The 21355-nt window shown below is 74.5% G+C and carries 23 protein-coding genes; 11 read left to right on the forward strand and 12 right to left on the reverse strand.

Features of this window, described 5'->3' with window-relative positions:
* Window positions 1-36: 36 nt before the first annotated feature.
* On the reverse strand, window positions 37-1794 hold the full coding sequence (locus ACLQ2W_RS32820) for a beta-1,3-glucanase family protein (RefSeq protein ID WP_425791648.1): 1758 nt from the start codon (window positions 1792-1794) through the stop codon (window positions 37-39).
* A gap of 206 nt (window positions 1795-2000) precedes the next feature.
* On the opposite strand from ACLQ2W_RS32820, the gene argC reads away from it, so the two are divergent.
* From argC to argH, 8 genes are read left to right on the forward strand one after another with little or no spacing between them, the layout of a single operon-like run.
* Window positions 2001-3002: an N-acetyl-gamma-glutamyl-phosphate reductase gene (gene argC, locus ACLQ2W_RS32825; RefSeq protein ID WP_425791650.1), complete on the forward strand. Its 1002-nt coding sequence runs from the start codon at window positions 2001-2003 to the stop codon at window positions 3000-3002.
* Between the two features lie 55 nt (window positions 3003-3057).
* Window positions 3058-4227 (forward strand): bifunctional glutamate N-acetyltransferase/amino-acid acetyltransferase ArgJ, encoded by a 1170-nt coding sequence (gene argJ, locus ACLQ2W_RS32830; RefSeq protein ID WP_425791652.1) that lies wholly within the window; start codon window positions 3058-3060, stop codon window positions 4225-4227.
* The gene (argB, locus tag ACLQ2W_RS32835) at window positions 4224-5162 is read left to right on the forward strand and encodes an acetylglutamate kinase (protein WP_425791654.1); all 939 of its coding nucleotides are present in this window, start codon (window positions 4224-4226) and stop codon (window positions 5160-5162) included. The genes argJ and argB overlap by 4 nt, the downstream gene beginning before the upstream one ends.
* The gene (locus ACLQ2W_RS32840) at window positions 5159-6469 is read left to right on the forward strand and encodes an acetylornithine transaminase (protein ID WP_425791656.1); all 1311 of its coding nucleotides are present in this window, start codon (window positions 5159-5161) and stop codon (window positions 6467-6469) included. The genes argB and ACLQ2W_RS32840 overlap by 4 nt, the downstream gene beginning before the upstream one ends.
* Window positions 6466-7392, forward strand: a complete 927-nt coding sequence (gene argF / locus ACLQ2W_RS32845; protein WP_425791658.1) for an ornithine carbamoyltransferase — start codon at window positions 6466-6468, stop codon at window positions 7390-7392. The genes ACLQ2W_RS32840 and argF overlap by 4 nt, the downstream gene beginning before the upstream one ends.
* On the forward strand, window positions 7389-7904 hold the full coding sequence (locus ACLQ2W_RS32850) for an arginine repressor (protein WP_281939801.1): 516 nt from the start codon (window positions 7389-7391) through the stop codon (window positions 7902-7904). Before argF ends, ACLQ2W_RS32850 begins: the two co-directional genes overlap by 4 nt.
* On the forward strand, window positions 7901-9112 hold the full coding sequence (locus ACLQ2W_RS32855; RefSeq protein WP_425791660.1) for an argininosuccinate synthase: 1212 nt from the start codon (window positions 7901-7903) through the stop codon (window positions 9110-9112). The genes ACLQ2W_RS32850 and ACLQ2W_RS32855 overlap by 4 nt, the downstream gene beginning before the upstream one ends.
* A gap of 8 nt (window positions 9113-9120) precedes the next feature.
* Window positions 9121-10584: an argininosuccinate lyase gene (argH, locus tag ACLQ2W_RS32860; protein ID WP_425791704.1), complete on the forward strand. Its 1464-nt coding sequence runs from the start codon at window positions 9121-9123 to the stop codon at window positions 10582-10584.
* 40 nt (window positions 10585-10624) lie between these two features.
* Here the strand turns inward: argH and ACLQ2W_RS32865 are convergent, their stop codons facing one another.
* The 5 genes from ACLQ2W_RS32865 to ACLQ2W_RS32885 form a co-directional block, all read right to left on the reverse strand.
* Window positions 10625-10978: an MmcQ/YjbR family DNA-binding protein gene (locus tag ACLQ2W_RS32865; RefSeq protein WP_425791662.1), complete on the reverse strand. Its 354-nt coding sequence runs from the start codon at window positions 10976-10978 to the stop codon at window positions 10625-10627.
* Window positions 10979-11041: 63 nt separating this feature from the next.
* On the reverse strand, window positions 11042-11476 hold the full coding sequence (locus ACLQ2W_RS32870) for a DNA-binding protein (RefSeq protein WP_425791664.1): 435 nt from the start codon (window positions 11474-11476) through the stop codon (window positions 11042-11044).
* A 235-nt stretch (window positions 11477-11711) separates the two neighbouring features.
* Complete coding sequence (locus tag ACLQ2W_RS32875; RefSeq protein ID WP_425791666.1) at window positions 11712-12329, reverse strand: DNA-3-methyladenine glycosylase; 618 nt, start codon at window positions 12327-12329, stop codon at window positions 11712-11714.
* Between the two features lie 35 nt (window positions 12330-12364).
* Window positions 12365-12589 carry a type II toxin-antitoxin system HicA family toxin gene (locus tag ACLQ2W_RS32880; protein WP_425791668.1) on the reverse strand — a complete coding sequence of 75 codons (225 nt, stop codon included), beginning with the start codon at window positions 12587-12589 and terminating at the stop codon, window positions 12365-12367.
* Window positions 12586-12798 carry a type II toxin-antitoxin system HicB family antitoxin gene (locus tag ACLQ2W_RS32885; RefSeq protein WP_107160139.1) on the reverse strand — a complete coding sequence of 71 codons (213 nt, stop codon included), beginning with the start codon at window positions 12796-12798 and terminating at the stop codon, window positions 12586-12588. The genes ACLQ2W_RS32880 and ACLQ2W_RS32885 overlap by 4 nt, the downstream gene beginning before the upstream one ends.
* A 171-nt stretch (window positions 12799-12969) precedes the next feature.
* Here ACLQ2W_RS32885 and ACLQ2W_RS32890 point away from each other — a divergent pair, with 171 nt between their 5' ends.
* Complete coding sequence (locus ACLQ2W_RS32890; protein ID WP_281939809.1) at window positions 12970-14070, forward strand: LLM class flavin-dependent oxidoreductase; 1101 nt, start codon at window positions 12970-12972, stop codon at window positions 14068-14070.
* On the forward strand, window positions 14067-14693 hold the full coding sequence (locus ACLQ2W_RS32895) for a CE1759 family FMN reductase (protein ID WP_425791670.1): 627 nt from the start codon (window positions 14067-14069) through the stop codon (window positions 14691-14693). The genes ACLQ2W_RS32890 and ACLQ2W_RS32895 overlap by 4 nt, the downstream gene beginning before the upstream one ends.
* 30 nt (window positions 14694-14723) lie before the next feature.
* On the opposite strand, the gene ACLQ2W_RS32900 is transcribed toward ACLQ2W_RS32895, so the two are convergent.
* Together ACLQ2W_RS32900 and ACLQ2W_RS32905 are read right to left on the reverse strand one after the other, a co-directional pair.
* On the reverse strand, window positions 14724-15602 hold the full coding sequence (locus tag ACLQ2W_RS32900) for a universal stress protein (RefSeq protein WP_425791672.1): 879 nt from the start codon (window positions 15600-15602) through the stop codon (window positions 14724-14726).
* A gap of 147 nt (window positions 15603-15749) precedes the next feature.
* Window positions 15750-16649 carry a universal stress protein gene (locus ACLQ2W_RS32905; protein ID WP_425791674.1) on the reverse strand — a complete coding sequence of 300 codons (900 nt, stop codon included), beginning with the start codon at window positions 16647-16649 and terminating at the stop codon, window positions 15750-15752.
* Between the two features lie 155 nt (window positions 16650-16804).
* Between ACLQ2W_RS32905 and ACLQ2W_RS32910 the strand changes: the two genes are divergently transcribed.
* On the forward strand, window positions 16805-17275 hold the full coding sequence (locus tag ACLQ2W_RS32910) for a cyclic nucleotide-binding domain-containing protein (protein ID WP_425791676.1): 471 nt from the start codon (window positions 16805-16807) through the stop codon (window positions 17273-17275).
* Between the two features lies 1 nt (window position 17276).
* On the opposite strand, the gene ACLQ2W_RS32915 is transcribed toward ACLQ2W_RS32910, so the two are convergent.
* The 4 genes from ACLQ2W_RS32915 to ACLQ2W_RS32930 form a co-directional block, all read right to left on the reverse strand.
* The gene (locus ACLQ2W_RS32915; RefSeq protein ID WP_425791678.1) at window positions 17277-17558 is read right to left on the reverse strand and encodes a hypothetical protein; all 282 of its coding nucleotides are present in this window, start codon (window positions 17556-17558) and stop codon (window positions 17277-17279) included.
* Between the two features lie 53 nt (window positions 17559-17611).
* Entirely contained in the window at window positions 17612-18385 is a 774-nt protein-coding gene (gene pflA, locus ACLQ2W_RS32920) for a pyruvate formate-lyase-activating protein (protein WP_425791680.1), read from the reverse strand.
* Window positions 18382-20628 (reverse strand): formate C-acetyltransferase, encoded by a 2247-nt coding sequence (gene pflB / locus ACLQ2W_RS32925; protein ID WP_425791682.1) that lies wholly within the window; start codon window positions 20626-20628, stop codon window positions 18382-18384. The genes pflA and pflB overlap by 4 nt, the downstream gene beginning before the upstream one ends.
* A 182-nt stretch (window positions 20629-20810) precedes the next feature.
* Complete coding sequence (locus ACLQ2W_RS32930) at window positions 20811-21344, reverse strand: hypothetical protein (RefSeq protein ID WP_425791684.1); 534 nt, start codon at window positions 21342-21344, stop codon at window positions 20811-20813.
* Between the last annotated feature and the right edge of the window lie 11 nt (window positions 21345-21355).

The raw sequence follows: 21355 nt of genomic DNA on the forward strand, positions 1-21355 counted from the left end.
CTTCCCGACAGGTCCCCGGGAAGGGCCGTCGTCGTCTCAGGCGGTGTACGGGAGGGTGAGCTGCGACCCGTCGCCCACGGCGAGGGTGGACGGGGCGGCGCCGATGGCGTTCCACACCTCCACCCGTACGCTGCCGCCCCGCAGGTCGCCGAGGGCGCCGGTGGCCGTCGCCAGTCCCCGGTCCTGGGTGTAGTCCTCCCAGCCGGTGAGCGGGTCCGTGGCGAAGTAGTGGTACGTCTCCACCCGGTCCCAGGTGCCGTCCCCGGTCAGGTCGTAGGAGACCCGGAGCTGGGTGCCGTTGCCGACCGCGGTGCCGGCGTCGACGAGGAGACGGAACGAGGTGGTGCCGCCGGTCCACCGCGCGGTCAGGTCGTCCGCCCGGTAGACCCGTGGCGTGTGCGGGGTGCCGACCCAGGTGCCGTCCGCCGCCGCGATCGTGGCCCGGGCGGTGCCCGCCGGACCCTGCCGGAGCAGGTCGGGTTCGCCGAGGTAGAGCTGCGGTCCGAACGGGCTCGTCGTCGGGCCCGGCGACGGGCTGTCGGACGCCGAAGGGGTGGGGTCCGGCGAGGTCGGCGTAGGCGTCGGGCCCGGGCCGCCGCCGGGGCCGAACGGGCTCAGGTCGATGCGCGCGGCGCGCGGGTCGCCGTCGTGCACCAGCGACTCCTGGTTGAGCACGTCGTCGAAGGCGAAGCCGTACGCCTTCCCGTCGACCATGTTGGCGTGCACGATCCGGGAGTAGTGGTTGGTGAGCGTGCCCCGGTAGAAGTCGGCCGGGCCGCCGGAGGGCTGCACGTCGCGGACGCCCAGGGTGGAGCGGTGCAGCGCGGCGCAGAGCGTCCGGGCGATCGGACCGACCACGAGGTCGTTCGGGGCGGCGAGCGCGCCGTCGCAGTCCCACACGTCGGCGCTGGTGGGCCTGGTGAAGCTGGCGACCCGCTGGCCCGCGCCGTCGGTGAACGTCATGACGTCGCCGCTGGTGCGCCCGGTGTACCTGATTCCGGGCTGGTCGAGGAAGGGCGTCACGGTCAGTGCCCGGGTGGCGTACGCCTGCCAGGCCGAGGCGATGTACGGGTCGAGGTAGCCGGCGTCGAGCTGGCCGGCGTCGGCGGCCTTGCCGGGGGAGAGCACCCGCAGCACGGTGCCGTCGGCCCTGGTCTGCACCGTGCCGTCCCAGCCGGCCTGGGCGCGGATCGCGTCGATGACCCGGTTCCGGCCGTCGTCGACGAGTCGGCCGGTCTCCCGGGACGCGCCGTCGGCGCCGGTCACGCCGACCACGTGCGGGACGGCGAACATGTCGACCTGTGAGCTGTTCAGCCAGAGCCCGGCGTCGTTGTAGGTGAACTCGGACCAGTCGAACAGGACGTCCCGGTTGGGGTCGCCGGGGGCCCAGGGCGCGGGCTGGACCAGGCCGTCCGGGGTGAGGCGGAACGTCAGTTTCGCGCCGAACGCGAAGTAGACCCGGCCGGAGATGTTGCGGGGGACCTTGAGCGTGGTGGCGCCGCCGTTGGCCGGGCCGGGGATGGCCACGTCGGGGGCGGGGGTGGGCGGCAGGCCGCCGGCCGGCCAGGGGGTGAACGCGCCGGCGGCGTCGACGTGTCCGAGCCGGCCGGTGGTGAGGTCGGTGCCGAGCACGTAGAGCCAGGTGGCGTCGGCCCGGCCGGTGTGGTTGGTGACGGTGAGGGGCAGCAGGTTCGGGCCGGTGGCCCGGGCCAGCGAGGCGGCCGCGACGACCGATCCGGCGGTGGTGACCAGGAGCGCGAGCAGGGCGCGCAGGATTTTCGTACGGGTGGGCAAGGACGACTCCGAGGCTGGTGGGGGCAGGGTGCGGTGGTCGCGCGGCACGGCGGAACGGATCCGTGAGAGCGCTCTCTCAGCATCGGTTTGGAATGGGCGACTGTCAATGCGAAGCACGCCGATGCAGCTTCATGCGTCACACTGCATGACCTTGCAGGCACCTGGATCGACTGCTAACCTTTCTGCATAGTCATGCGGAGGTTGGTATGGGCATTCGAGTAGCGGTGGCCGGCGCGAGTGGATACGCGGGCGGCGAACTGCTGCGCCTGCTCGCCGGCCACCCCGAGTTCGAGCTGGTCGCCGCCACCGCACACAGTCAGGCCGGCCAGCCCGTCGCCGCCGTACACCCGCAGCTCACCGGCCTGGACCTGGTGTTCGGGGCGACCGAGGCGGAAACCCTGGCCGACGCGGACCTGGTCTTCCTGGCGTTGCCGCACGGCCAGTCGGCGGCGCTCGCCGCGGCGCTGCCCGAGACGGTCATGGTGGTCGACCTCGGCGCCGACCACCGGCTGCGCGACGCCGACGCCTGGACCCGCTACTACGGCGGCGCGCACGCCGGCGCCTGGACCTACGGACTGCCGGAACTGCCCGGCCAGCGGTCCGAGATCGCGGCCGCCCGGCGGGTCGCCAGCACCGGCTGCTACGCGGTGGCCACCACGCTGGCGCTGGCCCCGCTGATCGCCGCCGGCGCGGTACGCCCCGACGACGTGGTGGTGGTCGCCGCCTCCGGCACCTCCGGCGCCGGCCGGGCCGCCAAGGCCCACCTGCTCGGCAGCGAGGTGATGGGCGACCTCTCCCCCTACAAGGTGGGCGCCCACCAGCACGTGCCGGAGATCAAGCAGGCCACCGGCGCGACCTCGCTGTCGTTCACGCCGGTGCTGGCCCCGATGCCCCGGGGCATCCTGGCCACCGTCACCGCGGTGCCGGCCGGCGACGCCGATCCCCGCGCGGTGCTGGCCGACGCCTACGCCGACGCGCCCTTCGTGCGCCTGCTGCCCGAGGGGGCGTGGCCGCACACCGCCGCCACCGCCGGCGGGAACTCCTGTCACCTCCAGGCGACGGTGGACACCGACTCGGGACGGGTCGTCGTGGTCAGCGCCATCGACAACCTGGGCAAGGGCGCGGCCGGTCAGGCCGTGCAGAACGCCAACCTGATGGCCGGGCTCCCCGAGACCACCGGCCTGTCCGCCTACGGAGTGTCCCCGTGAGCGCGAGGAGTGCAGCGGAGCGGAGCCCCGCAGTCGCGAACGAAAGGAAAGCTCGGTGACCGTCACCACCCCCCGCGGCTTCCGCGCCGCCGGTGTCGCCGCCGGCCTCAAGACGTCCGGCGCCGACGTCGCCCTCGTCGTCAACGACGGACCGGACGCCGGCGTCGCCGGGGTCTTCACCGCCAACCGGGTGAAGGCCGCCCCGGTGCTCTGGACCCAGCGGGTCGTGCACGGCGGCGTGGTCCGGGCGGTGGTGCTCAACTCCGGCGGCGCGAACGCCTGCACCGGCCCGGCCGGCTTCCAGGACACCCACGCCACCGCCGAGCACACCGCCGCCGTGCTCACCGGCAGCAGCGCCCGGCTGATCGTCGGCGCCGGCGAGGTCGCGGTCTGCTCCACCGGCCTGATCGGTGAGCGGCTGCCGATGCCGAAGCTGCTGCCCGGCGTCCGGAACGCGGTGCGCGCCCTGTCCCGCGACGGCGGCCGGCCGGCCGCCGAGGCGATCATGACCACCGACACCCGGCCGAAGACCACGGTGGTCACCGGCAGCGGCTGGACCGTCGGCGGGATGGCCAAGGGCGCCGGCATGCTGGCCCCGGCCATGGCCACCATGCTCTGCGTGCTCACCACCGACGCGGTGGCCGGGCCGGACGTGCTGGACGCCGCGCTGCGGGCCGCCACCCGGGTCACCTTCGACCGGGTCGACTCCGACGGCTGCATGTCCACCAACGACACCGTGCTGCTGTTGGCCAGCGGCGCCTCCGGCATCGAGCCCACCCTCGCCGAGCTGACCGACGCGGTGACCGCCGCCTGCCACGACCTGGCCCGGCAGTTGATCGCCGACGCCGAGGGCGCCACCAAGCAGGTCGCGATCGAGGTGGTCGGCGCGGCGAGCGAGGACGACGCGGTCGAGGTGGGGCGCGCGGTGGCCCGCAACAACCTGGTCAAGACCGCGCTGTTCGGCAACGACCCGAACTGGGGCCGGATCCTCGCCGCGGTCGGCACCACCTCCGCCGCGTTCGAACCGGACGAGGTCGACGTGGCGGTCAACAGCGTCTGGGTGTGCCGGAGCGGCGCCGCCGCCGAGGACCGGGCCAAGGTGGACCTCGCCGGCCGCGACGTCGCCATCCGCATCGACCTGCACGCCGGCGCCGCCGCCGCGACCATCTGGACCAACGACCTGTCGCACGGGTACGTGCACGAGAACTCGGCGTACTCCACATGATGAGTGACGACCTCACCCGCGCCCAGGCCAAGGCCGCCACGCTGATCGAGGCGCTGCCCTGGCTGGCCCGGTTCGCCGGCGCCACCGTGGTGGTCAAGTACGGCGGCAACGCGATGACCGATCCCGAGCTGCGGCGGGCGTTCGCCGCGGACATGGTCTTCCTCCGGTACGCCGGCCTCAAGCCGGTCGTGGTGCACGGCGGCGGCCCGCAGATCTCCGCCATGCTCGACCGGCTCGGCATCGCCAGCGAGTTCCGGGGCGGCCTGCGGGTCACCACCCCGGACGCCATGGACGTGGTGCGGATGGTGCTCGTCGGGCAGGTCGGCCGGGAACTGGTCGGGCTGGTCAACGCGCACGGCCCGTTCGCGGTCGGGCTCTCCGGCGAGGACGGCGGGCTGCTCACCGCGGTACGCCGACCGGCGTACGTGGACGGGCAGCCGGTCGACGTCGGGCAGGTCGGCGACGTGGCGTCGGTGGACGTCTCCGCGGTCACCGACCTGATCGCGGCCGGCCGGATCCCGGTCATCTCCACGGTCGCGCCGGACGTCGACGGGGTGCTGCACAACCTCAACGCGGACACCGCCGCCGCCGCGCTCGCGGTCGCGCTGAAGGCGCGCAAGCTGGTCGTCCTCACCGACGTCGCCGGCCTCTACGCGGACTGGCCGGACACGACGAGCCTGGTCAGCGAGATCACCGCGGACGATCTGGCGACGCTGCTGCCGTCCCTGGAGTCGGGCATGGTGCCGAAGATGGAGGCCTGCCTGCGGGCGGTGCGCGGGGGAGTGCCCGCCGCGCACGTCGTCGACGGCCGGGTCGCCCACTCCACGCTGCTGGAGGTCTTCACCTCGGAAGGGTTCGGAACGATGGTCGTGAGCGCGAGGAGCGAGCTTGCGAGCCCCGCAGTCGCGAACAGGGAAGGCACGGTCGATTCATGAGCACGCTGGTGCGGCGCTGGGGCGCGACCATGATGGACAACTACGGCACGCCGCCGCTGGCGCTCGTCTCGGGCGCCGGCGCCGTCGTGGTCGACGAGACCGGCCGGGAGTACGTCGACCTGCTCGGCGGCATCGCGGTCAACGCGCTCGGCCACGCCCACCCGGCGGTGGTGGCCGCCGTGTCGAAGCAGGTCGCCACGCTCGGCCACGTGTCGAACCTGTTCGTCGCCGAGCCGCCGGTCGCGCTCGCCGAGCTGCTGCTGGCGCTGGCCGGCCGACCCGGCCGGGTCTTCCTCGCCAACTCCGGCGCGGAGGCGAACGAGGCCGCGTTCAAGCTCTCCCGGCTCACCGGGCGACGGCACGTGGTGGCCACCCAGGGCGGTTTCCACGGCCGGACCATGGGCGCGCTGGCGCTCACCGGCCAGCCGGCCAAGGCCGACCCGTTCCGCCCGCTGCCCGGCGACGTCACCCACGTGCCGTACGGCGACGTCGACGCGCTCGCCGAGGCGGTCACCGACGCCACCGCCATGGTGATCGTCGAACCGATCCAGGGTGAGAACGGCGTGGTCGTGCCGCCGCCCGGCTACCTCACCGCGGCCCGGCGGATCACGGCCGCACACGGCACGCTGCTGGTGCTCGACGAGGTGCAGACCGGCGTCGGCCGCACCGGGCACTGGTTCGCCCACCAGGCCGAGGGCGTCGAGCCGGACGTGGTCACGCTGGCCAAGGGGCTCGGCGGCGGCCTGCCGCTCGGCGCCTGCCTGGCCTTCGGCCCGGCCGCCGACCTGCTCACCCCCGGTTCGCACGGCACCACGTTCGGCGGCAACCCGGTCAGTTGCGCCGCCGCGCTCGCGGTGATCGCCACGATCGCCAACGAAGGGCTGCTCGACCACGTCACGCGCCTCGGTGCGCGGCTGCGGCGCGGTGTCGAGGCGCTCGGGCACCCGCTGGTACGCGAGGTGCGCGGCACCGGCCTGCTGCTCGGCGTCGTGCTCGACCGGCCGGTGGCCGGCGCGGTGTCGACCGCGCTGCGGGAGGCCGGTTTCCTGGTCAACCCGGTGCAGCCGGGCGTGCTCCGGCTCGCCCCGCCGCTGATCCTCACCGCCGCGCAGGCCGACGCGTTCCTCGCCGCGCTCCCCGCCGCGCTCGACGCCGCCCCGGCGGACACGACCGTGCCCGCCGAGGCGACCGCGACCCTCCCCGGTGAGGCTGCGGCCCGCCCCGCCGAGGCGACCGCGACCGTCCCCGCCGAGGCGGCAACCGTCTCCGCGCCCACTCCCGCAAGCCGCACGGAGGCCCCCGCATGATCCGCCACTTCCTGCGCGACGACGACCTCACGCCGGCCGAGCAGGCCGCCGTGCTGGACCTCGCCGCCCGGATGAAGACCGACCGTTACACCCACCGGCCGCTGGCCGGCCCCCGATCGGTGGCGGTGCTGTTCGACAAGCAGAGCCTGCGCACCCGGATCTCGTTCGACGTCGGCATCGCCGAGCTGGGCGGCCATCCCCTCGTGGTGGACACCCAGGTCACCCATTTCGGTCGGGGCGAGACGCTCGGCGACGCCGGCCGGGTGCTGTCCCGCTACGTCGCCGCGATCGTGCTGCGCACCCACGGCGACGACCGGATCGCCGAGGTCGCGGCGCACGCCGCCGTGCCGGTGGTCAACGCGCTCACCGACACGTTCCACCCCTGCCAGTTGCTGGCCGACCTGCTCACCGTGCGGGAGCGGTTCGGCGCCACCGCCGGCCGGATCCTGGCGTACGTCGGTGACGCGGCGAACAACATGGCCCACTCGTACCTGCTGGCCGGCGCGACCGCCGGGATGCACGTCCGGGTCGCCGGCCCGGCCGGGTTCCAGCCGGACCCGGCGATCGTGGCCCGGGCGGAGAAGATCGCCGCCGGCACCGGCGGCTCGGTCGACGTGCACACCGACCCGGTCGAGGCGGTACGCGGGGCGCACGTGGTCGCCACCGACACCTGGACGTCGATGGGTCAGGAGGCCGACGGGCAGGACCGGATCACCCCGTTCCGGCCGTACCAGGTGAGCGACGCCCTGCTCGACCACGCCGCGGCGGACGTGATCGTGCTGCACTGTCTGCCCGCCCACCGGGGCGAGGAGATCACCGACGAGGTGCTCGACGGGCCGCGCAGCGCGGTGTTCGACCAGGCGGAGAATCGCCTGCACGCCCAGAAGGCGCTGCTGACCTTTCTCCTGGAGGCATCCACATGACCGCCCCGCTGACCCGCGCCGCCCGCCACGCCCGCATCGTCGAGCTGATCCGCGACGGCGCCGTCCACTCACAGACCGAGCTGGCCGACCTGCTCGCCGGCGACGGCATCCAGGTCACCCAGGCCACGCTCTCCCGTGACCTGAAGGAGTTGGGCGCGGTGACCGCGCGCGGCGGCGACGGGCGGGGGGTCTACCTGATCCCCGAGGACGGCCACCGGCCGCTGCGCGACGCCGAGGGGGCACCCGCCCGGCTGGTGCGGCTGCTGCGCGAGCTGCTCAACGGCGTCGACGCCAGCGGCAACATCGCCGTGCTGCGCACCCCGCCCGGCGCCGCGCACTACCTGGCCAGCGCGTTGGACCGGGCCGGCCTGTCCGAGATAGTCGGCACCATCGCCGGCGACGACACCATCCTCGTGGTGGCCCGCGAGGCCGACGGCGGCGCCGCGCTGGGCGACCGGCTCGCCGCGTGGGCCCGCCGGGACGAGACCGTGGAAGGGAACACCACACCATGACCGAGCGGGTCGTCCTGGCGTACTCCGGGGGTCTCGACACCTCCGTCGCCATCCCGTACCTGGCCGAGCAGACCGGCGCCGAGGTGATCGCGGTCGCGGTCGACGTCGGCCAGGGCGGCGAGGACATGGACGTCGTCCGGCAGCGCGCGCTGGACTGCGGCGCCGCCGAGTCCGAGGTGATCGACGCGCGCGACGAGTTCGCCGCCGACCACTGCCTGCCGGCCGTGCGGGCCAACGCGCTCTACATGGACCGCTACCCGCTGGTCTCCGCGCTGTCCCGGCCGCTGATCGTCAGGCACCTGGTGGCCGCCGCGCGCCGGCACGGCGGCACGATCGTGTCGCACGGCTGCACCGGCAAGGGCAACGACCAGGTCCGGTTCGAGGTCGGCCTACAGGCGCTCGCCCCCGACCTGAAGGTCGTCGCGCCGGCCCGGGACTACGCCTGGACCCGGGACAAGGCGATCGCGTTCGCCGAGGAGAAGGGGCTGCCGATCGACGTCACGGCCCGGTCCCCGTACTCGATCGACCAGAACCTGTGGGGCCGGGCCGTGGAGACCGGCTTCCTGGAGGACATCTGGCACGCGCCGGTCGAGGACCTGTACGCGTACACCGCCGACCCGGCCGAGGAGCGCGACGCCGACGAGGTGGTGATCACGTTCGACGCCGGCGTCCCGGTCGCCCTCGACGGCGAGACGGTCACCCCGTACCAGGCGATCCTGGAGCTGAACCGCCGCGCGGGCGCGCAGGGCGTGGGGCGGCTCGACATGGTCGAGGACCGGCTGGTCGGCATCAAGAGCCGCGAGGTGTACGAGGCGCCCGGCGCGATCGCCCTGATCACCGCGCACCAGGAGCTGGAGGCGGTCACCGTCGAACGGGACCTGGCCCGGTTCAAGCGCGGCGTCGACAGGCGCTGGGGCGAACTGGTCTACGACGGACTCTGGTTCTCCCCGCTCAAGCGGGCGCTGGACGCGTTCGTCGAGGAGACCCAGCGGCACGTCAGCGGCGAGGTGCGGCTGACGTTGCACGGCGGCCGGGCGGTGGTGACCGGCCGGCGCTCCGAGGTCGGCCTCTACGACTTCGGCCTGGCCACCTACGACACCGGCGACACGTTCGACCAGTCGCTCGCGACGGGCTTCGTGCGGCTCTGGGGGCTGCCCAGCGCGATGGCCGCCGCACGGGACGCCCGGTGGGACGGGGCGCGGTCGTGACCACCAGAATGGGAGGGGTGGACGACAAGAGCCTGACCGAGAACAGTGCCGCCGCCAACCGGACGAGCCTCTGGGGAGGCCGGTTCGCCGGCGGTCCCGCCGAGGCGCTCGCGCGGCTGTCGGTGAGCGTCCAGTTCGACTGGCGCCTCGCCCCGTACGACATCGCCGGTTCCCGGGCGCACGCCCGGGTCCTCGCGGGCGCCGGGCTGCTCGACCCGGACGAGTTGGGGCGGATGCTGGCCGCGCTGGACGACCTGGAGGCGGCCTGCGCCTCCGGGGCGTTCCGCCCCACCGTGGACGACGAGGACGTGCACACCGCCCTGGAGCGCGGCCTGCTGGAGCGGCTGGGCAGCCTCGGCGGCAAGCTGCGCGCCGGCCGCTCCCGCAACGACCAGGTCGCCACCGACCTGCGGCTCTATCTGCGCGACCACGCCCGTGGGGTGGCCGCCCGGCTGGTCGAGCTGGCCGAGGCGCTGGTCGAGCAGGCGGAGCGACACGTGGACACCGCCGCTCCCGGCATGACGCATCTCCAGCACGCCCAGCCGGTGACGTTCGGGCACTGGCTGCTCGCCCACGTGCAGCCGCTGCTGCGGGACCTGGACCGGCTGCGCGACTGGGACGAGCGGGCCGCGGTCAGCCCGCTCGGCGCCGGCGCGCTGGCCGGCTCCGGGCTGCCGCTGGACCCGATGGCGGTCGCCAAGGAGCTGGGTTTCCGTACCTCGTTCGCCAACTCGATGGACGCGGTCGGGGACCGGGACTTCGTGGCCGAGTTCCTCTTCGTCACCGCGATGGTCGGCGTGCACCTGTCCCGCCTCGGCGAGGAGGTGGTGCTCTGGACGTCGCAGGAGTTCGGCTGGGTCGAGCTGGACGACTCGTTCGCCACCGGTTCGTCGATCATGCCGCAGAAGAAGAACGCGGACATCGCCGAGCTGGCCCGGGGCAAGTCCGGTCGGCTGGTCGGCGGCCTGATGAGCGTGCTCACCATGCTCAAGGGCCTGCCGATGACCTACGACCGGGACATGCAGGAGGACAAGGAGCCGGCGTTCGACGCGGTCGACACGCTGGAGCTGCTGCTGCCCGCGCTGGCCGGGATGATCTCCACGATGACGGTCCGGGTGGACCGGCTCGTGGCCACCGCGCCGTCGGGTTTCTCGCTGGCCACCGAGGTCGCCGACTGGCTGGTCCGCCGGCACGTGCCGTTCCGCGACGCGCACGAGATCACCGGGAGGCTGGTGGCGCTCTGCGCGGCCCGGGACTGCGCGCTGGACGAGGTCTCCGACGCCGACCTGACCGCGGTGAGCGAGCACCTGGACCCCTCGGTGCGCGACGTGCTCTCGGTGCGTTCGGCGCTCGCCGCCCGCACCACCCCCGGCTCCACCGGCCCCGGGCCGGTCGCCGACCAGCTCGCCACCGCCGCCGACAAGCTGGCCGGCTGGCGCGACTGGGCGGCCGAGCAGGTCGTGCCCCGCTGACCGGGACGCCCCGCGTGGTGGTCCGGCCACCGCGCGGGGCTCAGGCCGTCGGCCGCTCCCGCTTCGGCAGCTTGGCCACCACCGCGTCGTACGACCCGTCGGCCGCCTCGATCAGCTCGTCGTCGGGGATACCGCCGTCCAGCCGTAACGTGTTCCACCCGGACCGGCCGATGTAGGGCGAGGGCCGGGCGTCGGCCGGGAACCGGTGCAGCCACTCGTCGGCCACCTCCCGGGACGGCCCGCACTTCACCCCGAGCCGGGCCGCACCGTCGGGTGAGCCGAGGAACGCGAAGATCCGGCTGCCCACCTTCACCACCTCGTCGGCCTCCCACGGCCGGTCGAGCCAGGCTCCCGGCTTGGCCAGGCAGTAGGCCAGCATCTCCTCGCGCGTCATCGCGTCCTCCCGTGCCGTCGTCGTCCGGCACAGTCTCGCCCGAAGCTGTGACAGCGGGCGGGATCAGTCGCCGGTGCCGGTGCGGACGGTGAGCCGCTCGTAGCGCTGCCGGGCCGCCTGGGCGCTGCCCAGCCCCAGCCCGAACGCGATCGCCTGCCAGGTCATGCCCCGGCCGCGGGCCACCTGCAACAGCCCGGCCTCCAACACGTCCACCTCGGCCCGCACGTGCGGGATCAGGGTCAGCGCGGCCATCAGGTCGGCCTGGTCGACCGGCTCCTCGCCCGCGTCCAGCTCCGCGCCGCCGGCCAGCGCCATCACCAGCGTGGCCGCCTCGTAGGCGTCGGGCACGTCGGGGTGGGAGTAGCGCCGGCGGCGGGCGTTCGTGCCGGCGTGCCGTTCGGCGATCCGCAGCAGCGCCGCGTAGTTGCGGTGGGCCCGGGCCTGGGCAGCATCCGGGGCGGTGAACGGGTCGTTGTCCACGGTGACCATGCTGTCCATCCCACACCCAAGAATGGCCTGTTGTCAACACCTCGTTGAAAGTCATTCGTACGCAACACCATGCCCTCCCGGTTCAGACGCGCCCGGAGCGCCACAGGTTGCGAAACCGCCCCACCGGTCCCACCCGAACCGCGGTCGATCAAGGAGTTCGCGTCGCCGTACGGCGTTCCCCGGACGCAAACTCCTTGATCAACGGGGGGTGGGTGGGGTGCGGGTGGGGTGGGGCGGGGTGCTGTTACGGGGTTGCCGGTTGGTGGCGGCGCGGGGTGTGCCGGCGGTAGACGCTCACGCTCGGCTCGTCGGCCAGCCAGAACCGCCACGGCAGGTCGTGTGCGGCGGCCACGCCGACCCGGGGGCCGGCGACGATCCGCGCCGGGTCGACCGGGCTCTCCGGCGGGGCCAGCAGCAGCGGCCCGGTGCCGTCGACCGCGCTGGTGCCGTTGGCGTCCCGACCGAGGCCCAGCGCGGTCACCAGCCGGGCCGGGCCCCGGGCCAGGTCCCGGTCCGAGGCGCGGGGACGCCGCTCGCGGGCCGTGTCGACGCCGTCGACCACCGCGCCGGCGCGCAGCAGCACCGCCGCCGCCTCGCCGTCGCGACCACAGACGATGTTCGCGCACCAGTGCATGCCGAACACGAAGTACACGTACACGTGCCCGGCCGGGCCGAACATGACCCGGTTGCGCGGGGTCGGCCCCCGGTGGGCGTGCGACGCGGGATCCTCACCGGTGCCGGCGTACGCCTCCACCTCGGTCAGCCGCACGCGGACGCCGTTCGCCGACACGGTCCAGCCGAGCAGGGTCCGCGCGGTGTCCGCGATGTCCGCGGCCGGCGCGTCGAGCCAGGGGTACGTCATGGCCGGCAAGCGTATCCGGCATCGAGCGCCGCTCGTCAGCCGAGAAGATCGAGGAACTCCGAGGGCGTCAGCCCGGCCTGGCGAAGGATGGAGGCGAGGGTGCCGCGCTTGATCGTGGCATGCTGCGGAACGACGACCACCAGGCCGGCTGAGTTGCGATAAACCGCGTGGCTGCCCTTGGTGCGGACGTGCTCGAAGCCGGCCTTGCTCAGACCGTTGAGCACCTTGCGCAGCGGCAGGTCCGCCAGGGCTGGGCTCACGCCGCCCGTCCGGCCTGGAAGGACGTCACCAGCGGCGTGGTCTCGATCGCCGGGTTCTCGACCTCGTCCAGGTAGGCCTCGACGGCCTCGCGAAGGTTGGTCAGCGCCTCGTCGACGGTCTCACCCTGGCTGGCGACCTCGATCTCCAGGCACCGGGCGACGTACCAGTCGTCCTCCTGGTGCACGGCGGCGGTGAACGTGCGGGCCATCGATCTCCTCCAGGGCGTCCCGGCAGCAGATCGATCCTACGCGGGGTGGCCGTCCGGCACGTGACCCCGGCCACGCCGGAGCGGCCGCGCGCCGGAATAGTTGACTCGTCAAATAGGTTGTGCGGGACGATGCCGGGCCGGCCGGTCCGGATCTCACCCGAGGAGCTGGTCATGCAGTTCGGAATCTTCACCGTCGGTGACGTCACCGTCGACCCGACCACCGGGCGGCTGCCGTCCGAGCGTGACCGGATCAAGGCCATGACCACCATCGCGCTCAAGGCCGAAGAGGTAGGTCTGGACGTCTTCGCCACCGGTGAGCACCACAACCCGCCGTTCGTGCCGTCGTCGCCGACCACCATGCTCGGCTGGATCGCGGCCCGCACCGAGCGGCTGATCCTGTCCACCTCGACCACGCTGATCACCACAAACGACCCGGTCAAGATCGCCGAGGACTACGCGATGCTCCAGCACCTGGCCGACGGCCGGGTGGACCTGATGATGGGTCGCGGCAACACCGGCCCGGTCTACCCGTGGTTCGGGCAGGACATCCGCAACGGCATACCGCTGGCCATCGAGAACTACGACCTGCTGCACCGGCTGTGGCGTGAGGACGTGGTCGACTGGAAGGGCCGGTTCCGCACCCCGCTCCAGTCGTTCACCTCGACCCCGCGTCCGCTCGACGGCGTACCGCCGTTCGTCTGGCACGGCTCGATCCGCAGCCCGGAGATCGCCGAGCAGGCCGCGTACTACGGCGACGGCTTCTTCGCCAACCACATCTTCTGGCCCAAGGAGCACACCGAGCGGATGGTCGGCCTCTACCGGGAGCGGTTCGCGCACTACGGCCACGGCTCGCCGGACCAGGCGATCGTCGGCCTCGGCGGGCAGGTCTTCATGCGCCGCAACTCGCAGGACGCGGTGCGCGAGTTCCGGCCGTACTTCGACAACGCCCCGGTCTACGGGCACGGTCCGTCGCTGGAGGAGTTCACCCGGGAGACGCCGCTGACCGTCGGCAGCCCGCAGCAGGTCATCGACCGCACGCTGGGCTTCCGCGAGTACGTCGGCGACTACCAGCGGCAGCTCTTCCTGATGGACCACGCCGGCCTGCCGCTGAAGACGGTGCTGGAGCAGCTCGACCTGCTGGGCGAGGAGGTGGTCCCGGTGCTGCGCAAGGAGTTCGACTCGATGCGTCCGGTGCACGTGCCGGAGGCGCCCACCCACGCCGCCCTGCTGGCCGCCCGGGACGCCGCGACGAGCCCGGAGGAGGCGCGATGACCCGGCGTACCCTCGCGGTCGTCTCGGCCGGTCTCGGCCAGCCCTCGTCCACCCGCCTGCTCGCCGACCAGCTCGCCGCGGCCGCCCGCGACGAGCTGGTCGGCCGGGGGGCCGACGTGGAGCTGCGCCCGGTGGACCTGCGCGAGCACGCCCACGACGTGGTGAACCACCTGCTGACCGGCTTCGCGCCGACCGTCCTGCGCCGCACGCTTGACGCCGTCGCGGCGGCGGACGGTCTGATCGCCGTCACCCCGATCTTCAACGCGTCCTACAACGGGTTGTTCAAGTCCTTCTTCGACGTGGTGGACCGGGACGCGCTGGCCGGCATGCCGGTGCTGGTCGGGGCGACCGGCGGCACCGCGCGGCACTCGCTCGCGCTGGAGCACGCGGTCCGGCCGATGTTCGCCTACCTGCGGGCGGTGGTGCTGCCGACGGCGGTCTTCGCCGCGCCCGAGGACTGGGCCGGTGACGACGGCGACAGCGCGTTGCGGGCCCGGATCCGGCGTGCCGGGGCCGAGCTGGCCGAGCAGGTGGACCGCCGCCCGGCCGCGTCCGGGCCGGCCGACCCGTTCGCCCTCACCACCGACTTCGCCGCGCTGCTGGCCGGCCACGACCCGACCTGATCGGGCTCGCCCGGCGTCCGCCGGCCGGCCTCAGTCGTCGGCCGGCTCCGGACGGTGGGCGATCAGCACCGGGCAGTGGGCGTGCTGCACCAGGGCCTGGCTGACCGAGCCGAGCAGCAACCCGGTGAAGCCACCCCGGCCCCGGGAACCGACCACCACCAGCGACGCGTCGGCGCTCGCGTCCCGCAGCGCGGTCTCCGGGGAGGCGGCGACGACGGGGCGTTCGGTCACCCGCAGTTCCGGGTGCGCCACCCGGATCTGAGCGGCAGCCGCGCCGAGCAGCTCGGCCGCCTCGGCCCGCTCCGCGGTGGTCGCCTCGGCCGCGACCTCCGGCGCGCCGCGCTCCGGCGCGCGCACGTGCGTCAGAACCAGCTCCGCGTCCCGGCGGTCGGCCTCGTCCGCGGCGAGTTCGACGGCGTACGCCGCGGACTCGGAGCCGTCCACCCCGACCAGCACCGGACCGCCGACCGGGATCGGCTGCTCCGCCGGCCGCACGACGAGCACCGGACAGTGCCCGTGCTGGGCGAGCTGCGCGCCGACCGAGCCGAGCAGCAGCCCGGCGAAGCCGCCCACCCCCCGGCTGCCCACCACCACCAGCTCCGCCCGGCGGGACTCCTCGACCAGCGTCGCGCCGGGCCCGCCGGCGACCTGGCGCACCTCCACCCGCAGCCCGGGGTGCCGGTCGGCCAGTTCGGCGGCGACCCGTTCGAGCATCCGCTCCGCCTCCTCGGTGGGCGCGGGCACCCCGAGGTCGTACGGGTTGAGCGGCACGCCGTAGCCGAGCGGGTGCAGGTAGCCGTGCACCAGCAGCAGCGGCCGGGCGCGTGCGACGGCGGCCACGGCGGCCTGGTCGGCGGCGGTCAGGCTGGACGGCGACCCGTCCACCCCCGCCACGACGGGTCGGTTCATCGGATGATCCCTCCGGTCGACTCAGGCCATTGTGGCCGTCAGCCGTCCCGCGAGCGGGCGCCGCCACGCCCGGCCCGGTCAGGCGGGGGCCCGCCCGTCGCGTGCGCGGCGGGCGGGCCCGGCTGTCCCGCGGCCGGGGCGGCCACGTCAGCCCCGGGGGTGCCGGACGACGGCCAGCGGGCTGCGGCAGTGGTGCAGCACCGCGTGGCTGACCGAGCCGAGCAGCAGCCCGCCCAGGCTGCCCCGGCCGTGCGCGCCGACCACGGTGAGCTGCGCCGCGCCGGATTCCTCGACCAGCACCCCGGCCGGCGACGCGGCGGCCACCAGCCTCGGCCGTACGGTGACCTCCGGGTAGCGCTCGGACCAGCCGGCCACCGCCTCCGCGAGCACCCGCTCCTCGTCGGCGCGAAGCTGCCGCGGGTCGTCCCGCAGGGGCATGACGTCGCCGTACGCCTCGCGGAGGCCGACCGGCGGCGGGAACAGCCAGGTGTGCACGACGACCAGTTCGGCGCCGCGCCGCGCCGCCTCGGCGAAGGCGAAGCCCACCGCCTCGTCCGACACCGGCGAGCCGTCCACGCCGACCACCACCGGGCCGGTGGCGCGGGCCTCGCCCCGGCTGACCAGCACCGGACAGTCGGCGCGGGCGGAGAGCTGTACCGCCGCGGAGCCGACCAGCAGCTCGGCGAAGCCGCCCAGCCCGCGGTGGCCCAGCACGAGCAGCGCCGCGTCGCGGCTCTCCCGCAGCAGCACCGCGACCGGGCCACCGTCGGTCACCGTGCCGGTCACCGCGAGGTCCGCGTCGATCTTGCGAGCCTCCTCGACCGCCTCGGCGACCAGCTTCCCGGCCTCCTGCCGCACCTCGTCGTCGGGGAGCACGACGGCGACCGGGCCGAGCGCGGTACCGACCGGCTGCCACCGGAACGCGTGCACCACCCGCAACGGCCGGTGCCGCGACGCCGCCTCCCGCGCGGCCAGCCGGACCGCGTCCAGCGCCGACGGGGAACCATCCACGCCCACCACGACGGGGGCGCCGGATCTGTCGGTCATCACGTCCTCCTTCGTCCACCTCCAGCCTGGACCGGGCCGTCGCGGTGGGGCAGAGGCGACCGCCCGCGCGGCGCGGGACCATCGGCCCTGCCGGATCGCGGCCGCGGTGGGGTGCAATGGAGTTCCGGCTCCCACCTGTCGATCGTGGAGGCGCGATGACCCCGCTGGAGATGCTCCGCGTGCACCCGTTCCTGGCCGGGCTGCCGGACGAGTGGTTGCCGCCGCTCACCGGCTACGCCCGCCCGGTGGCCTGGCACCCGGGGCACCGGCTGTTCCGGGCCGGGCAGCCGGCCGAGCGGTTCTGGCTGGTCCGGGACGGCCAGGTGGCGCTGGACTTCCCGGTGCCCGGTCGCGGCGACGTGGGGATCGAGACGATCGGCGCGGGCGGGGTGCTGGGCTGGTCCTGGCTGTTCCCGCCCTACCGCTGGCAGTTCGGCGCGGTGGCCACCCGGCGCAGCACGGCGGTGGAGTTCTCCGCCGAGGGGGTACGCCGGCTGATGGGGGCCGACGACACGCTGGGCCGGCAGCTCACCGCCCGGTTCATGAGCGTCGTGGTGGATCGGCTCCAGGCGTCCCGGGTGCGCCTGCTCGACCTGTACGGCTATCCGACGGCCGCGGCGGGCTGACTCACCCGGCGGCGGAGTCGCGCCGGATCACCAGCTCGTCCACTTCGAGCCGACCGATGCGCAGCTCGCGGACCACCGCGCGGCGCACCACCAGCCGGCCGATCACGAGCGCGCCCACCGACACGGCGCCGAGCGCCAGCGCGCCCACCGCCAACGCGCCCACGGCCGTACCGCCGAGGGCCCGCGCCCCGGTCGCCTGGGCGCCGATGGCCTGCGCGCCGGTGGTCCGCGCGCCGGTCGCGACCAGGCTCCGGAGACGCGAGGTGCGGTGTGCGGTCGACATGCCGCCATCGTAGTGCGGTCCGGGACCGTCGGGCGGCCCCGCGCCACCGGAGGTCAGGTGACGGTGAGGCCGCGCGCGGCGAACTGGCCGCGGACCCGGGCCAGCAGCTCCGGGTCCGGCGGCGCGGTGTCGGCGAGCGGGAAGGCGAGGCCCAGCTCGGCGTACTTGTGCGCGCCGAGCCGGTGGAACGGCAGCACCTCGACGCGTTCCACACCGGTCAGCCCGGCGGCCACGTCCGCCACCCGGGCCACCTCGTCGACCGCGTCGGTCAGGCCCGGCACCAGCACGTACCGGATCCACATCGGCGTGCCCCGGTCGGCCAGCCGCCGGGCGAAGCGCAGCGTCGGCGCGAGCCGGCCGGTGCCGGTGACCCGGCGGTACGTCTCCGGGCGCCCGGCCTTGACGTCCAGCAGCACCAGGTCGGTGGCGTCCAGCAGCGCGTCGTCGGCCCGGTCGCCGAGGAAGCCGGACGTGTCCAGCGCGGTGTGCAGGCCGAGCGCGTGGCAGTGGCGCAGCAGCTCCCCGGTGAAGCGGGGCTGCACCAGCGGCTCGCCGCCGCTGACCGTGACGCCGCCGCCGGCCACCTGGACGAACCGGCGGTACCGGGCGATGGTGGCGACCATCTCGTCCACCGTGCGCCGCCGGCCGCTGCGCCCGTACCAGGTGTCCGGGCTGTGGCAGTACCGGCAGCGCAGCGGGCAGCCGGCGAGGAAGACCACGAAGCGGGTCCCCGGCCCGTCCACCCCGATCGAGGTGTCCCAGGAGTGCACCGCCCCGTCCGGGACCGGTGGCGCCGCGCCCGGCGCCACCGGCGGCCGGCCGGTCACAGCGAGCCGTGGAACGTCCGGGACACCACGTCCCGCTGCTGCTCCGGCGTGAGCCGGACGAAGTTCACCGCGTATCCGGAGACCCGGACGGTGAGCTGCGGGTACCGCTCCGGGTGGGCCATCGCGTCGAGCAGCGTGGCGCGGTCCAGCACGTTCACGTTGAGGTGGAACCCGCCGGCGTCGGCGTACCCGTCGAGCACCCCGGCCAGGTTGGCGATCCGCTCCTCGCGGGTGTGCCCGAGGCCGTCCGGGGTGACCGTGCCGGTCAGCGAGATGCCGTCGCGGGCCGCGTCGTACGGCAGCTTCGCCACCGACAGCGCGGCGGCGACCAGGCCGTGGGTGTCCCGGCCGTTCATCGGGTTCGCGCCCGGCGCGAACGGCTCGCCGGCCCGCCGCCCGTCCGGCGTGTTGCCGGTGTGCCTGCCGTAGACCACGTTGGACGTGATGGTGAGCACCGACATGGTCAGCTCGGCGTCGCGGTAGGTGCGCTGCCGGCGCAGCTTCGCCGCGAACGTCTCGACCAGCCACACCGCGATCTCGTCGGCCCGGTCGTCGTCGTTGCCGTAGGTCGGGAACTCGCCCTCGACCGCGTAGTCGACGGCCAGTCCGGTCTCGTCGCGCAGCACCTTGACCCGGCCGTACCGGATGGCCGACAGGCTGTCCACGGCGACCGAGAGGCCGGCGACGCCGGTGGCCATGAACCGGCGCACCGGGTGGTCGTGCAGCGCCATCTCCAGCCGTTCGTACGCGTACCTGTCGTGCTGGTGGTGGATCACGTTCAGCGCGTCCACGTACGTCTGCGCCAGCCAGTCCAACGTCCGGTCGTACGCGGCCAGCACCTCGTCGTGGTCGAGCGTCTCGCCGCCGACCGGCGGGGTGGGCGGGGCGACCTGCTCCCCGGTCAGCTCGTCCCGGCCGCCGTTGATCGCGTACAGCAGCGCCTTGGCGAGGTTCGCCCGGGCGCCGAAGAACTGCATGTCCCGGCCGACCCGCATGGCCGACACGCAGCAGGCGATCGCGGTGTCGTCGTCGTACGCCGGACGGATCAGCTCGTCGTTCTCGTACTGGATGGCGCTGGTGTCCAGCGACACCTGGGCGCAGAACCGCTTGAACCCGTCGGGCAGCCGGGGCGACCAGAGCACGGTCAGGTTCGGCTCGGGCGCCGGCCCGAGGTTGTCGAGCGTCTGGAGGTAGCGGAACGTGGTACGGGTGACCAGCGGCCGGCCGTCCGCGCCCATCCCGCCGAGCGCCTCGGTGACCCAGGTCGGGTCGCCGGAGAAGAGCTGGTCGTACTCGGGGGTGCGGAGGAAGCGGATGATCCGCAGCTTGATCACGAAGTCGTCGACCAGCTCCTGCGCGCCGGTCTCGTCCAGCCGCCCCTCGGCGATGTCCCGCCGCAGGTAGACGTCGACGAAGCCGGCGGTGCGGCCGAGCGACATGGCGGCGCCGTTCTGCTCCTTCGTGGCGGCCAGGTAGGCGAAGTAGAGCCACTGGATCGCCTGCTGGCCGGTGGCGGCGGGTCGGGAGATGTCGAAGCCGTACCCGGCGGCCATCTCCTTCAGCTCGCCGAGCGCCCGGATCTGCTCGGCCAGTTCCTCCCGGTCCCGGATCACGTCGTCGGTGCTGCGCCGGCCGTCCAGCGCCGCCTTGTGGGCGCGGCGTTCCTCGATCAGCCGGTCCACCCCGTACAGCGCCACCCGGCGGTAGTCGCCGATGATCCGGCCCCGCCCGTACGCGTCGGGCAGCCCGGTGACGACGTGCGAGCGCCGGGCGGCGAGCACCGCCTCCGGGTACGCGTCGAAGACCGCGTCGTTGTGGGTGCGGCGGTACCGGGTGAAGATCTCGTGCACCCGCGGGTCGGGTTCCCGCCCGTACGCCCGCAGCGCGGTCTCCACCATCCGCAGCCCGCCGGCCGGCATGATCGCCCGGCGCAGCGGCGCGTCGGTCTGGAGCCCGACGATCAGCTCCCGCTCCCGGTCCACGTAGCCGGGCGCGTGCGCGGTGATGGTGGACGGGGTGGCCGCGTCGATGTCGTACACGCCGCGCCGTCGCTCCTCGGGGAACAGGGCGCGCAGCCGGTCCCAGACCGCGAGCGTCCGCTCGGTCGGTCCGGTCAGGAACGACGCGTCCCCGAGGTAGGGCTCGTGGTTGCGGTGGACGAAGTCGGCGACGTCGATGGTCTCGCGCCACGGCCCGTCCCGGAAGCCCCGCCACGGGTCCACGGTGCGCTGGTTGCCGTTCATGCTCACTCCCTCGGTTCCGCCCGACCTTCCATCTCCACCCTTCCGCCGCGCGCCCCCACCCGGCAGAGCCCTCGGTCCCCACCCTCGGGACCTACGCCCCGCTCGCACGATCATGAAGTTGGCGGCCGGATCGGAGATCCACATCGCCGCCAACTTCATGATCGACGCGCTCGGGGGTGCGGTCAGCGGGGGAGGGGGTGGGCGCGCAGCAGGCGGGCCCACCAGGGGCGGGTGTCGGGGCGGGGGCGGGGGAGGGACGCGCCGCGCAGGCTGAGCCAGCCGCCGGGGCCCATGGTGACCGTGTGCACCGCCGGTGGGCGGCGCCGGGACCAGACGGCCACGGCGGCGGTGAGCGCGGCCACCGCGAACGCGCCGGTGGCGGCCGCGACGAGGTGGTCCGGGTCGGTCACGCGCCGGTAGCGGACCCGGCCGTCGGTCAGGACGAACGCGCCGACCGGGCGGCCGGCGTGGGTCACCGGCACCAGCGCCGTACCCGGCGTGCCGGGCAGTTCCAGCACGGGCCCCACCGACCCGGAGCCCACCGACGTCGGGGCCGGAGCCGGGACCGTGGACGGTGACGGGGCGGGTGACGGGGACGGGGCGGGCGTCGGGACCGGGGGCGGGCCGAGGGCCGGGTCGGGGGGCGGCGCCGGCGGCGCGGGCCGGGGGAGCGGCGGAACCGTGTTCAGGCCGGTCGGGTTGAAGATGGCGGTCATGGCGCTGCCTC

It is taken from the genome of Micromonospora sp. DT227 (assembly GCF_049841835.1).
Taxonomy (GTDB): domain Bacteria; phylum Actinomycetota; class Actinomycetes; order Mycobacteriales; family Micromonosporaceae; genus Micromonospora.

Bases quoted from the DNA above. Each gene is read 5' to 3' on its own strand.
- argC (WP_425791650.1), top strand. From the start codon at position 2,001: ATGGGCATTCGAGTAGCGGTGGCCGGCGCGAGTGGATACGCGGGCGGC.
- argB (WP_425791654.1), top strand. From the start codon at position 4,224: ATGATGAGTGACGACCTCACCCGCGCCCAGGCCAAGGCCGCCACGCTG.
- ACLQ2W_RS32840 (WP_425791656.1), top strand. From the start codon at position 5,159: ATGAGCACGCTGGTGCGGCGCTGGGGCGCGACCATGATGGACAACTAC.
- argF (WP_425791658.1), top strand. From the start codon at position 6,466: ATGATCCGCCACTTCCTGCGCGACGACGACCTCACGCCGGCCGAGCAG.
- ACLQ2W_RS32850 (WP_281939801.1), top strand. From the start codon at position 7,389: ATGACCGCCCCGCTGACCCGCGCCGCCCGCCACGCCCGCATCGTCGAG.
- ACLQ2W_RS32855 (WP_425791660.1), top strand. From the start codon at position 7,901: ATGACCGAGCGGGTCGTCCTGGCGTACTCCGGGGGTCTCGACACCTCC.
- argH (WP_425791704.1), top strand. From the start codon at position 9,121: ATGGGAGGGGTGGACGACAAGAGCCTGACCGAGAACAGTGCCGCCGCC.
- ACLQ2W_RS32865 (WP_425791662.1), bottom strand. From the start codon at position 10,978: ATGACGCGCGAGGAGATGCTGGCCTACTGCCTGGCCAAGCCGGGAGCC.
- ACLQ2W_RS32870 (WP_425791664.1), bottom strand. From the start codon at position 11,476: ATGGACAGCATGGTCACCGTGGACAACGACCCGTTCACCGCCCCGGAT.
- ACLQ2W_RS32875 (WP_425791666.1), bottom strand. From the start codon at position 12,329: ATGACGTACCCCTGGCTCGACGCGCCGGCCGCGGACATCGCGGACACC.
- ACLQ2W_RS32885 (WP_107160139.1), bottom strand. From the start codon at position 12,798: ATGGCCCGCACGTTCACCGCCGCCGTGCACCAGGAGGACGACTGGTAC.
- ACLQ2W_RS32890 (WP_281939809.1), top strand. From the start codon at position 12,970: ATGCAGTTCGGAATCTTCACCGTCGGTGACGTCACCGTCGACCCGACC.
- ACLQ2W_RS32895 (WP_425791670.1), top strand. From the start codon at position 14,067: ATGACCCGGCGTACCCTCGCGGTCGTCTCGGCCGGTCTCGGCCAGCCC.
- ACLQ2W_RS32900 (WP_425791672.1), bottom strand. From the start codon at position 15,602: ATGAACCGACCCGTCGTGGCGGGGGTGGACGGGTCGCCGTCCAGCCTG.
- ACLQ2W_RS32905 (WP_425791674.1), bottom strand. From the start codon at position 16,649: ATGACCGACAGATCCGGCGCCCCCGTCGTGGTGGGCGTGGATGGTTCC.
- ACLQ2W_RS32910 (WP_425791676.1), top strand. From the start codon at position 16,805: ATGACCCCGCTGGAGATGCTCCGCGTGCACCCGTTCCTGGCCGGGCTG.
- ACLQ2W_RS32915 (WP_425791678.1), bottom strand. From the start codon at position 17,558: ATGTCGACCGCACACCGCACCTCGCGTCTCCGGAGCCTGGTCGCGACC.
- pflB (WP_425791682.1), bottom strand. From the start codon at position 20,628: ATGAACGGCAACCAGCGCACCGTGGACCCGTGGCGGGGCTTCCGGGAC.
- ACLQ2W_RS32930 (WP_425791684.1), bottom strand. From the start codon at position 21,344: ATGACCGCCATCTTCAACCCGACCGGCCTGAACACGGTTCCGCCGCTC.